Genomic DNA, 11,524 nt, shown 5'->3' on the forward strand with positions numbered 1-11,524 from the left:
TGACGGGCGTTATCTTAACGGCGGATCAAATAACGAATAGTGGGACCATCCTGCTGAATCTCCAGAACCTCGTAGCCATGATTTCTGGCATCAATCGGGATGTTGTTAATTGACTGCGGGCAATCGGAAATCACCTCCAGAATCTGCCCCGGCCGCAACTGGGGCATAGCTTCCAACGTTGCTACAGCAGGATAGGGGCAGGGTTCTCCTATCATATCGAGACGAAAATCAGGGATGATGGTAGTTGATTTCATAGGAAGCGCTTATGTTCAGGCTGTTTGCGAAGCTTGACGGGCTTTCCGGGCAAAGAAATATTTTTCCCAGTACAGCACCAGTGCCAGAAATACACCCAGCATAATGTAGGTGGCCAGTAGACCGCCTTGCGGTCCGAATGTTTTAAGGAGATTGATCTTGTCAAAATTTACGACAAGGAGGGGTGCCAGATCATCCCACACCAGTGCCAGCAGTGTGGAACCGATGATGTTACCTAATCCCACCAGCCAGAAATGCACCTGTCCTTCCACAGCGCGATACATCCAGCCTGTTTCGCAACCACCTGCCAGCACGATGCCAAAGCCGAACAACAATCCACCAATGACTGCATTTGGCCCGGCCCAGAATATTTTAGAATCCATTCCCAGTTGTACGTAGCTGTAAACACCAATTGTGCCTACTGCCATACCCGCGATAATCGCTTTAGCCATTTGTGTACGACCAGTAATCCACAGATCACGAAACGCTGAAGTGAAACACACCTGCGCACGTTCAATAATGAGGCCAAAAGCCAGGCCAAACAAGGCAGCATAACCCAGCTTGGGTTCATCCAGCGCCTTGGAAGCCGCCCACAGCACAAAAGCGATAAACAATAGCATGCCGATGCAAAAGTGTTGCCGTTCCCGGGTTGCATGCTGATTAAGCGGTTGCGCTGCCGACACTTTTTGCAGCTGTACCGGGATGCGAAATACCGGTAACAGGCTGACCTTGGCGCCCGCCAGCGAGCCGATTGCGGTAGCAATAGCAAAAAACCAGGCATGCAAAGAAAACTGTGGAATACCGGTAAAAAACGCCGCCAGATTACATCCCATAGCCAGGCGCGCTCCAAAGCCGGCAATAATGCCCCCCACAATGGCCTGGAACACACGAATGCGGTGCTGTGGTAAACGCAACTTGACGTTATTGGCCCATAATGCTGCCGAGAAACACCCTGCAAACATACCGAGGATCATCACTCCATCAATACGTGTCAGCGGTGAGCCCTGCAGACCGATGACCTGAAAATAACCCCAGTGGGAAACATCCAGGCCCAGCCATTGCAGGATATGACCGCCCCAGCGGGTGAATTCACCTGTTACGGCCCAGAAAGTGCCGGTAACGCCGAAGTAAAAGGCAGAGAGAATACCGGCTGCAATCACTGCAGGTACGGGTAACCAAAAACGTACCAGATACTGATATTTGAAGTTGTACCAACTCATTTTCTATTCTTTTGCCCCATGAATACGCGTGGTATATTTTATAGTTTATAACTTTTACATGTATTTTACTTTTGAATGTAGTGATTAAGGAGTCTTTGTACCGATAACCATCATTGATCCAAAAATTATGATTTCTTTAATGTTTCCTAAAATTTTATCAATTTCAGGCAAAACACAGCTTTTTTTCCAGCCATTTTCTGCTTCAAAACGCACTACTGGATATGGCTTTGCTCATGGTTTCAAACAAGCTATATAGCTGCTCAATACCCGTATCTTGCCCTGGTAACCCTGTGCCAGTATCTCCTGATAACATTACCGCTGTAAATCCAGTCAGGATGTGCGGCCTGGATGCGCTGCTGAATATAGGCTTTAAACGGGTCGAGTTTGCTGTAACGCGGCATCACTTGATCGTCGAGATATTTTTTAACCGTATTGCGTGATATACCAGTTTGCTTTAATCCTCTTTCCCTGTTTCTTTAATACCCTAATGGTCATTGCTCTCTCCCGTGTTAACAATAGAATAGCAGCCACTTCGTAGAAAAATGACCAACTTAATTCAGGGGGGCAAAATTACATTGCAGTTGCCAGTAGTAAGGCATACCACCTGGGCTTGCCACTGCCGGACAGACTCACACTGGCTGCTCACGACTGGCAGCTGGCCCTGCCGAGCGACGCGCTTGCCCGTTTACCCTTAACCTAGTATGGTGATACTTGTGTGGAGGCGGCCAAATCCTCCGCAGGATGCGGCGTACTTCTAGGATCGCTGCGACGTTTTCCTGCACGCTTGTGGCCTGAGATGATGATTTTTTCAGATACAGCGTCCGGCAGGTGCGCGCTGCGATACGGTACCAGGCCGGCGTCGGAATCGGCCAGCGGCCCGTCGGCATTGGTGCGGGCAATGATGGAATGGTAACGTACCTCGGGTGAGATCGGCAGTTTTGTGGCAGCCTGAACAAAGGGATCGTCCTGATTGAGATGGTCAATGCTGTTCAGGGTTCCTTGCAGATAGCCATCCTGAGCCTGCCCTGTGGCCTGAACTGAAGGGACCACGGCGTCGGTCACGGCTTCCAGCGCCGTCAATGGCAACCGAAACAAGCCGGACAGCCAGCGCACAGGTTGGTAGCCAGTGATTGCAGTGCCCCGGTGCAGGGTCGCGATAAAAATGGCACGCTCAATACCGGCAAGGGATTCGAAGTGCAACATGGGATCCAGCAGCGTGCGCTCGGGGTCGTTCTGGTTCGGGTCGGTTCTTGCATCGGCCATGGCCCAGTCGTGCAGTTGATTGTCAGCCGATGAGACCAGCAGGCGAGCAATCATTCCCCCCATGCTATGGCCGATGACCACCATGTTTTTCGAGGCGGGCACAGTGCCGTCCGGATCAAAGTGATCATGGGACTGAATCAGCAACTGGCGAATGGCTGCATGATGATGCGGCGTTGCGGATGCAGCACGGCCACCAGCTCTGCGCCGAATCCGGCGCGGCGATGCATGCTGCGCACGCTCTGGAAATCCAACTGTGCCGCCGGCAGCAATTTTTGCGGCGCGGTCACGCTGGTAGACAAGCGTGCCTGCAGGCGAACGCGCACGTGCCAATTGTCCCTGCTCATGGTGGTGCTGGCCTGGCGTGTGTTCGGTGAAAAAGAGGTATGCCCAGGCGTGGCGCGCTGTCTCCAGCCAGGGTTGCAGGCCTGCTGCAGCCAGAGTTCGGCCAATGCGGAACCTGTCTTCATTCGACAAGCCGGGTGCCGCAGCCAGCGCCGGAATGGCAGGTACTTGAGGATGGCGTGGCGCACGGCTGCGGGTCTAGGCCGCTCATGCTGAGGGTCTGCATAGTCGACGCGCTGAGGATCCTGCTGCTGAGAATGTCGGCACGCTTGGCGCGCCACATGTTGTTGCAGCTTGACCGCATTGATGTGCACCGCCGGCTGCAGCTCGCTGCGTATCGCACAGCCGGACAAATTTCAAAGAATTACCAACATCAGCAGCGAGTCAATCGTATGCATCATGATCCCAGATTCAGCGATCGACCGCTGCTTTGTGTTCATGTCCTGCTGCCTCGTTGATATAAAAGCGTTCGAGGGTAATGAGGATTTCCTCGGCTTCGTCCGCGCAAGTGAACAAGTCGAGATCGGATGGACAGACATAGATTCGTCGAGCAGAGGATCGAAATCAATCACGCAACGCCAGAACGCGCGACCCACCAGCACCAGCGGAATCCGCTGCATCTTGCCGGTCTGAATCAGGATCAGCACCTCGAACAGCTCATCGAGCGTTCCATAGCCACCAGGGAAAGCCACCAACTCCTTTGCGTGCAGCAAAAAGTGCATCTTGCACAGTGCGAAATAGTGGAATCGGAACGCCAGTTCCAGGCACATGCAGAGGGTTGGGTGCCTGTTCGTAGTGGTGTGCTTGATCGACCCGGCCACGGGCTCTGGCAAGCTCTTGCCTTAGCCCAACATCCTCCAGATTGGTGCGCATCAAGATCCGCCAGGAGGTTCATTGCTCGTTCGCCAAAAATCTGGCCGGCGCAGTGTATGGCCATACTCGGGTACCGTAACCTGTTAGCAGCGCAAAATCCAGCACCAGCATGGGCAGGCGCTCGGGCAGGCGCCCATGTTTATTGGCACCGGGGAAGATGATCGTTCTCCATGGCGATGACATACACAGTCCAGGTCTCATTGTAGGCGTCCTCGGACAAATACGGTTGCCATCGTGAGTGTCACCACGGCGATCACTGCCAGTGGCCACAGGCTGGCAAGAATGTCGTCCGGCGGCATCGCCTTGAGAAAACTGCCTTCGACGATGATGAGGAAGTGGGTCAGAGGAATGGCCTGGGCTAGCCATTGCAAGGCGACAGGCATGTTCTCTACTGGCGTGGCAAAGCCGGACATCAACACTGCTGGCACGCCAATGGCAAACGCCCCTAGGATGGCTTGTTGTTGTGTCATGCTGACCGCGGAAATCATTAGGCCGATGCCGACCACCGACAGGATGAACAACACCAGACTGGCGAACAGCAGGCCGAACGAGCCGGTAAAGGGGATACCGAACAGGAACACGCCCGCGCCGACCATGAAAAGACCCAGCAAGATGCCGATCGCCAGTGCGGGCAGCGATTTGGAAATGATGATTTCCGGCGTCGAGGTAGGCGATACCAGTAGCTGGTCAAAGGTGCTCAGTTCGCGCTCGCGGGCGATTGACAGCGAGGTGATTAAGAGCGCGCTGAATAGCGCTAGGATACCGGTTAGGCCCGGCACGATGAACCAACGATAGATCAGATTCGGGTTGAAGCAATGGCGCACCACGACGGGTACTGGCGCTTGCGTGTCAGGTGCGACCTCGGCACCGACATCGGCTGCGATGGTGGAGAGGTAGGCAACGGTGATCTGGCTGGAGTTGCTGCGTCGGCCGTCAACCAGTATCTGTGCAAGGCCGCTATCACCTGCGGCAATCATGCGTGAAAAATCTACCGGAATGGTGAGTGCCGCAATTACCTCACCCCGATCGACCAGCTCGTGCAGGTGTCGTTGGCTATCCACGTACCGCACACGGTTAATGAAGCGTGCGCTGTCTAGGCGCTGTACTAGTTCGTATGACCAGCGTCCCGCGTCTTGGTTGTACACCGCAATATCGACATTGCGCACTTCGAGTGTTGCGGAAAAGGCGAAAATCAGAAGTTGCAAGATCGGCGGCACAAATACCACCATGCGGCTGCGTGGGTCGCGCAGGACACTAAGTATTTCCTTGATGAACTGGGCCCGCAAGCGGGTGAAGCTGAAGGAGGATACGAGCACGACACTATTCCAAATTTTTGCACGTGGCGCGCTTGGCCAGCATGAAGAACAGCGTTCCGATTACCATCATTGCCAACAGATTAGGAATGAAGACCGCCCAGATATCACCGGCTAGGAACACTGTCTTAAGTGATTCGACAAAGTAGCGTGCCGGAATCAGCAGGGTAATGGCGCGGATCGGCGCCGGCATAGCGTCGATCTCGTACAGGAAACCCGAGAGCATGAAGGACGGCAAGAAGCCGGAGAACAAAGCAATCTGCGCCGCGAGAAACTGGTTGCGTGCGAGCGAGGAGATTAGCAGCCCCTGGCCCAGCGCGGGTACCATGAACACGCCTGATAGCAGTAGCAGGGCCGCGAGTGAGCCGCGTAGCGGCACGTCGAACACGAACACCGCCAGCGCGGTCGCGCCCAGCGTAGACAGCATACCTAGTGCGAAGTACGGCAGCAGCTTACCAATCAGGATCTCGGCCACCGAGGCGGGCGTGGACAGCACCGCTTCCATGGTACCGCGTTCCCATTCACGTGCTACCACCAGCGCCGTGAGCATGGTGCCAATGATGGTCATGACGATGGCGATAGCACCGGGGATTAATGCGCGGCGGCTCTCCAGCTCAGGGTTGAACCAGTAGCGCGGCACTAACACTAGGGCCTGGGGTGGCACTGCGACATCAAGCCCTGCGCGCCAAGACTGTACCACACCCCGGGCATAGTTTTCGACGTAATTGGCGGTATTGGGGTAGGAGCCATCGGTGACGATCTGTACTAGTGCTTCGTTGCCGCGTTGCGTCAGACGTCGTTCGAAATCCTGCGAAATAACTACATACCCGCGCAGCTCGCCGGATACCAGCTTGTCAGCGACTTGGCGTCGGTCATGGACAAAGTGTGCGTCGAGATAATCGGTGCTGGCAAAGGCTGCAGCCAGGGCCTGGGCTGATGCACTGGACGACTCTAGTACCACACCGATACGCACCTTCTTGGCGTCGAGCGACACCGCATAGGCAAATAGCAAGAGCAGTACCACCGGTAACACAAAGGCGATCAACAGTGTTGATGGATCACGCAAAGCCTGCAGATTTTCCTTGTGAACCAGGGCGAGTAGACGCCGCAGATCGAAGCGACGCAGGCTGGCTACCTGTGCCTGATCGGGACCGGGACGCTGCAGAGGGGTATTCATGTGGCAGCCTCCATTTCTTGATTAGACGACTCTACCAGATGGATGAAGGTATCTTCCATGGTCGGATCCGCCCACCCGACGTCGGCGGCGATGCGCTTGAGCGCATCGGGTGTATCCAGTGCGATTAACCGCGCACGCGAGAGTATGGCTACGCGGTCGCAGTATTCGGCCTCGTCCATGAAGTGAGTGGTGACCATGATGGTGACGCCTTTGCGCGCTAGACCATTGATATGCGTCCAGAATTCACGGCGGGTGATAGGATCCACGCCCGAAGTGGGTTCATCCAGGAACAGTACCGGAGGGCGATGCATCAGCGCGCAGGCCAGCGCTAGGCGCTGCTTGTGCCCCAATGGTAGGGAGTCTGGGGTGGCGGATAGCCATTTACCAAGATCGAAAGTTTCGATCATTTCGGCGATGCGCTCGCGCCGCGTGTTTCCTTCCAATTGATACACCCCAGCCGAGAATTCTAGGTTCTGCCGCACCGAAAGCAGACCATAGAGTGAGAACTTCTGCGCCATGTAGCCAAGTCGGCTCTTGGCTGCGCCGGTGGCCCGGCGCAGATCGTGCCCTACCACGTGTGCTTCGCCGACGGTTGGTTTAAGCAGGCCGCATAGCATCTTGAAGGTGGTGGATTTGCCGGCGCCGTTAGGGCCGAGCAAGCCGAAGATTTCGCCCTTTCGCACCTCGAAGCTGACATTGTCGGTGGCGGTAAAGTCGCCGAAGCGCTTGGTCAGGTTGTGGCACGACACGGCAATGTCTGATCCGAGCTCAATCGGCGGCAGACGTTCAGCCAGGGTTGAAGTGCCACCAGGACCGCCGCCGAGCAGATCGATGAAAGCATCTTCAAAGCGCGCGGGTACCGGCGCCAGGTGTACTTGCGCCTGATCGGCCAGTGCCTGGATTTGCTCTGTACTCGCGCCCATGCGCAACACTACGCGTACACCGGCACCCTGGATCACTCCATCACTTACACTGTTGAGATCGAGCGCTTCGGTAAGGATTGATCGGCGCTGGGTACCGACATTTTCGAGTCGGAAACTGCGGCCCTCAAGCTGTGCAGTCAGATCTTGTGGAGGACCATCGAACAGGAGTTTCCCTTGGTTCAGCAACAGCACGCTTTCACAGCGCTCGGCCTCGTCGAGGTAGGCGGTGGACCAAACCACGGCCATGCCCTCGTCGGTGAGCACCTGCACCATGCGCCACAAATCCTGGCGGCTGACTGGATCGACACCCACTCCGGGTTCGTCCAGTAGTAGCACCTTAGGCCGCGCCATGAGCGCGCAGGCTAGTCCGAGTTTCTGCTTCATGCCACCGGAGAGCTTACCGGCGAGGCGCTTGGTGAAGGGTGCGAGCCGCGTGAAATCGAGCAATTCGGCAAAGAGATCAGTGTTGTGGTCGGCGTCCATGCCGCGTAACTGCGCGTATAAGCGCATGTTCTCCATCACCGACAGGTCTTCATACAGGCCGAAGCGCTGTGGCATGTAGCCACTGACGACATGGATCGCATCGTTGTCCCGCACCACGTCGTAGCCAGCCAAGGTAACGCAGCCGGCATTGGGTACCAACAGGCCAGTCAGGATGCGCATCAGCGTTGTCTTGCCAGCACCGTCTGGGCCAACCAAGCCGGTCAGCCGCCCGTAGTAGATGCGTGCGCTCAAGCTCCGTAGGGCATGTACACTGTCGAAAAATTTATCAACACGGTTAATAATAATGGCGGCATCACCCTGTCCCGCTGGAGTGGATGGTAAGTCAGTAGCGACATACATATCAGGAGCCCTCGGCAGATAAACTGGTGGCTGGCTGGACATCGACTTCAACCGTTACAGGCATACCCTGCCGTAGTGCGGTATCGGCATCATTCACTACAATCCGTAAGCGATAAACCAGATCGGTACGCAGCTCAACGGTTTCCACTGTCTTGGGGGTAAATTCAGCGCGAGGTGAAATAAAACCGATCTGGCCATGATAGATTTTTTCCGAGGAATCGCTACGTACCCGAACGGGAGTGCCGGGAGCAATGCGGCCTAATACTGTTTCATTAATATAGGCGCGCACATAGACTGGATAATCAAGGCTCAGATTGTAGACCGTGCTCTGGCTGATAACCATGCTGCCTGGTTCACGGACCCGAGCAATGACAGTACCATCACTTGGTGCAAAAAGTTCGGTATCTGCCAGTGCAGTAGCAGCCTGATCCCGCGCGGCCATCGCAGTTGCCAGCCGGGCCTCGGCTGCGGCAATGTCTTCCTTTCGAAACCCTTCTTCTGCCTGAGATAAGGCCGCCGTGGCTGCTTTGACTCCAGCAACAGCCTGATCCCGCGTAGCGCGCGCACTGTCAACATCTTGCTGACTGCTTGCCTTTGAGGATAACAATTTACTCAGGCGCAGATAGTCACGTTCGGCCCGGTGCGCCGCTGCCTGCGTCTGTTTGAGCGCTTCTCGTGCCTGGGTGACTTCTTGTGGGCGTAAGCCGCTATGCATCTTAGCCAGCTCTGCCTGCGCCACCTGCACGGAGGCTTCTGCTGCCGCAAATGCTTCCTGATACGGTTGAGCATCCAGTGTCGCCACCCGTGTGCCGGCGGCGACAAAATCTCCCTCATCAAACAAAACTTGCTCAACTCGCCCGGGTTGGCGGAAAGCCAGTTGTACTTCCCGAATATCGACATTGCCATACAGATAGAGCAGATTCTCATCTTGATCAACATGCTGCATCCACAGGAATGTACCACCGAGACCTAGAATAATAACCACCACGATGACGATGGTCAGCTTTGTGGCGCGAGAGGAAATGATTTTACTCATTGCACGCTTTTCATGTGCTGAAGCCGGAGTTTTATGGTGCTCTGGTTCGATGTTGGTAGACTGGATGTACTAACACAGAGAGTTTTCATTTTGTCGCTCCAATACCACGGCGATAGATGGCAAACACGGCTGGCGCATCGCATCGAATCTGATTGACCTTGCCGGCCAACAGTGCCTGCATGACCAATCCCTGGATAGTGCCTATGAACAACGTAGTAGCGGCATCCACGTTCAGCTCTGCGTCTAGCTCACCCTGAGCTTTGCCAGCTTCCACCAGGTGACGCAGCCGCTGTCGGTACTGACGGATCAAGGTCTGCGCCATATGCTTGGTGAGCGTTTCACCAGAGCGCTGTAATTCTCCAAACAGCATACGTGGCACACCAGGGTGTTTGGCGACAAAGTCGATATGTGTCATAAACATGGCTTCGAGCGCTGCTGCAGGGGATACAGCGTCAGCTGCCGCCTTGTCCACACTGGTCAGCAAGCGTTTGCCAACCCAGGACACCGTTGCTTCCAGGATGGCGTCCTTGGTGGGGAAATGACGAAACAACGCGCCCTGCGTCAAACCCATCCGGTCAGCAATGGCTGTGGTTGTAATCTCGGCCGGGTTCTGCTCGGCAGCCAAATCGACCACTGCTTGCACTGTGGCTGCTCGTCGCTCTTCAGCGGACAAGTATTGAGGACGCTCATTCACTGCCTACACCTTTAAAGTAAGTAATTGATTACTACTTTAGCATGAAAAATAACTCTGGTGAAAGATAGAATCCACTAATTTGGAGAAGAATGAGTGTGGCATAATTTTTCCTGATTAGAAAGATGGTTCAGCCAAGCCCGATTTTTCTATGATAAGGCGCATAGTGACCCAAATAAGCCTATCAAAGCTCTGGTTTTACGCACAAAGCGGTTTTTAACTGGGCTACTGCTGACCTCGCGCCAGGTTGTATAGTCACTTCTAACGGATTGAGTTATTTTACCGGGGTTGCTGTATGCTATTGGGTGCACCGGCTTTTATGCAGTTGGATGCGCTGAACCGCGTTTTGCACGAACCGAACCGGTTATCCGCCGCCTATCTGAGTATTGACAGCTTAAAAAGTAGGATGATTTATCCGACACTCAAAGACATGCCAGCAGTAGCAGGTGTTTCTCTGAAAAATGACGCCCGTGTGGCATTGCAAAGCCAGGCGCGAGCCAACTTTGCGATGACGATGTTATACACCAAGGAAATACCATGCAGCTGAGTATGGTTGTACCGTGGGGAAGATGCTTCAAAGAATACAAAGAAATATTTTCCCTGTCGCAAGCTGACCTTCAGGTAAATATTCTTGGCTGTGGTGACGGGCCAGCAAGTTTTAACGCAGAAGCAACAGCGGCAGGTGCCAAGGTTATATCCGTAGACCCAATATATTGCTTCAGTGCAAATCAAATAGAGTCAAGGGTCAACGAAGTAAGCCACAACATCGCACAGCAGCTTAAAGAAAACGCATCAAATTACATCTGGTCTACATTCCAAAATGTCGAGGCTGTAGTAAGCGCCAGGCTTGCCGCCATGAAAGACTTTTTAAAAGACTATGAATCAGGTAAAAAAGAAGGCAGGTACGTTGAAGCAAGCCTTCCATTGCTTACGTTCAAGGAAAATCAGTTCACGTTAGCACTGTGCTCCCATTTTCTATTTTTGTATAGTGAACATATAACTGAAGAGCAGCATATTGCAGGTGTTCTAGAGCTGTGCAGGGTGACAAAAGAGGTCAGGATCTATCCTTTGGTTACACTAGACGGCAGGCCATCGCCATACCTAGCCCCAGTTATCGAAGCGGTTACATCGGCGGGTTATAGTGCAGAAACCGTTGCGGTGCCTTACAGCTTTCAGAGAAATGCTACAGAAATGTTGGTGGTAAAAAGTGTATAACAAGTCGCTCAAGGTCGTGGCTTCGCCACTGGAAAGCTCCAACCGACGCATGCTTCGCATTGTATGCGCCGCTTGTGTCTGCCCCTTAGATGTTTAGTCCCACGGTGTGCTGGTGTAACATATAACCAGCTACGGAGGGATGATTTATGGGACAGATATTACACGGAAGCGCCCGCACGACAGCGGCGGTGCGTCGAGCGATACAAAATAGTCAAGAGAGTCTGAATGTTCTGGCCAAGCGGCATGGGATTAATCCAAAAACGGTAGCGAAGTGGCGGAAGCGGGAATTCACCCACGATGCACCGATGGGCCCCAAAGAGTCGCACTCGACTGTTTTAAGTCTGGAAGAAGAAGCCGCTGTTGTGGCGTTTCGCAA

The 11,524-nt window shown here is 54.2% G+C and carries 16 protein-coding genes and 1 pseudogene; 4 read left to right on the forward strand and 13 right to left on the reverse strand.

Annotated elements, in window-relative coordinates; genetic code table 11:
* Positions 1-14 precede the first annotated feature (14 nt).
* The 3 genes from yedF to ABF86_RS13130 all read right to left on the reverse strand — a co-directional run bounded on the left by yedF (position 15) and on the right by ABF86_RS13130 (position 1,685).
* On the reverse strand, positions 15-254 hold the full coding sequence (yedF, locus tag ABF86_RS11120) for a sulfurtransferase-like selenium metabolism protein YedF (protein WP_011634085.1): 240 nt from the start codon (positions 252-254) through the stop codon (positions 15-17).
* A gap of 15 nt (positions 255-269) precedes the next feature.
* Positions 270-1,472, reverse strand: coding sequence for a selenium metabolism membrane protein YedE/FdhT (yedE, locus tag ABF86_RS11125; protein WP_011634086.1), 1,203 nt, complete (start codon positions 1,470-1,472; stop codon positions 270-272).
* A gap of 84 nt (positions 1,473-1,556) precedes the next feature.
* Positions 1,557-1,685, reverse strand: coding sequence for a hypothetical protein (locus tag ABF86_RS13130; protein WP_256201591.1), 129 nt, complete (start codon positions 1,683-1,685; stop codon positions 1,557-1,559).
* Between the two features lie 77 nt (positions 1,686-1,762).
* Between ABF86_RS13130 and ABF86_RS11130 the strand changes: the two genes are divergently transcribed.
* Complete coding sequence (locus ABF86_RS11130; RefSeq protein ID WP_160803607.1) at positions 1,763-1,912, forward strand: hypothetical protein; 150 nt, start codon at positions 1,763-1,765, stop codon at positions 1,910-1,912.
* 256 nt (positions 1,913-2,168) lie between these two features.
* Here the strand turns inward: ABF86_RS11130 and ABF86_RS11135 are convergent, their stop codons facing one another.
* The 10 genes from ABF86_RS11135 to ABF86_RS11175 form a co-directional block, all read right to left on the reverse strand.
* Positions 2,169-2,879, reverse strand: coding sequence for a hypothetical protein (locus ABF86_RS11135; protein WP_074685475.1), 711 nt, complete (start codon positions 2,877-2,879; stop codon positions 2,169-2,171).
* A complete protein-coding gene (locus ABF86_RS11140) occupies positions 2,873-3,391 on the reverse strand; it encodes a hypothetical protein (protein WP_143032861.1) in 519 nt (172 codons plus the stop codon). The genes ABF86_RS11135 and ABF86_RS11140 overlap by 7 nt, the downstream gene beginning before the upstream one ends.
* A gap of 42 nt (positions 3,392-3,433) precedes the next feature.
* Positions 3,434-3,769 (reverse strand): LOG family protein, encoded by a 336-nt coding sequence (locus tag ABF86_RS11145; RefSeq protein ID WP_256201592.1) that lies wholly within the window; start codon positions 3,767-3,769, stop codon positions 3,434-3,436.
* Positions 3,735-3,953, reverse strand: coding sequence for a hypothetical protein (locus tag ABF86_RS12935; RefSeq protein WP_240142319.1), 219 nt, complete (start codon positions 3,951-3,953; stop codon positions 3,735-3,737). The genes ABF86_RS11145 and ABF86_RS12935 overlap by 35 nt, the downstream gene beginning before the upstream one ends.
* Before the next feature lie 15 nt (positions 3,954-3,968).
* On the reverse strand, positions 3,969-4,133 hold the full coding sequence (locus ABF86_RS11150; protein WP_160803608.1) for a hypothetical protein: 165 nt from the start codon (positions 4,131-4,133) through the stop codon (positions 3,969-3,971).
* Between the two features lie 14 nt (positions 4,134-4,147).
* Positions 4,148-5,266 carry an ABC transporter permease gene (locus tag ABF86_RS11155; protein ID WP_074685478.1) on the reverse strand — a complete coding sequence of 373 codons (1,119 nt, stop codon included), beginning with the start codon at positions 5,264-5,266 and terminating at the stop codon, positions 4,148-4,150.
* Positions 5,267-5,270: 4 nt separating this feature from the next.
* Positions 5,271-6,440 carry an ABC transporter permease gene (locus ABF86_RS11160; protein WP_074685479.1) on the reverse strand — a complete coding sequence of 390 codons (1,170 nt, stop codon included), beginning with the start codon at positions 6,438-6,440 and terminating at the stop codon, positions 5,271-5,273.
* Positions 6,437-8,206, reverse strand: coding sequence for an ATP-binding cassette domain-containing protein (locus tag ABF86_RS11165; RefSeq protein WP_074685481.1), 1,770 nt, complete (start codon positions 8,204-8,206; stop codon positions 6,437-6,439). The genes ABF86_RS11160 and ABF86_RS11165 overlap by 4 nt, the downstream gene beginning before the upstream one ends.
* 1 nt (position 8,207) lies before the next feature.
* Positions 8,208-9,242, reverse strand: coding sequence for a secretion protein HlyD (gene hlyD / locus ABF86_RS11170; protein WP_074685483.1), 1,035 nt, complete (start codon positions 9,240-9,242; stop codon positions 8,208-8,210).
* A gap of 85 nt (positions 9,243-9,327) precedes the next feature.
* The gene (locus tag ABF86_RS11175; protein ID WP_074685485.1) at positions 9,328-9,936 is read right to left on the reverse strand and encodes a TetR/AcrR family transcriptional regulator; all 609 of its coding nucleotides are present in this window, start codon (positions 9,934-9,936) and stop codon (positions 9,328-9,330) included.
* Between the two features lie 292 nt (positions 9,937-10,228).
* On the opposite strand from ABF86_RS11175, the gene ABF86_RS11180 reads away from it, so the two are divergent.
* The 3 genes and pseudogenes from ABF86_RS11180 to ABF86_RS11190 form a co-directional block, all read left to right on the forward strand.
* Positions 10,229-10,480, forward strand: a complete 252-nt coding sequence (locus tag ABF86_RS11180) for a hypothetical protein (RefSeq protein WP_074685487.1) — start codon at positions 10,229-10,231, stop codon at positions 10,478-10,480.
* The gene (locus ABF86_RS11185; protein WP_074685489.1) at positions 10,471-11,148 is read left to right on the forward strand and encodes an SAM-dependent methyltransferase; all 678 of its coding nucleotides are present in this window, start codon (positions 10,471-10,473) and stop codon (positions 11,146-11,148) included. The genes ABF86_RS11180 and ABF86_RS11185 overlap by 10 nt, the downstream gene beginning before the upstream one ends.
* A gap of 146 nt (positions 11,149-11,294) precedes the next feature.
* Positions 11,295-11,524 (forward strand): annotated as a pseudogene (locus ABF86_RS11190) (IS481 family transposase); the annotation flags it as partial.

It is taken from the genome of Nitrosomonas sp. GH22 (assembly GCF_009833115.1).
GTDB lineage: Bacteria > Pseudomonadota > Gammaproteobacteria > Burkholderiales > Nitrosomonadaceae > Nitrosomonas > Nitrosomonas eutropha.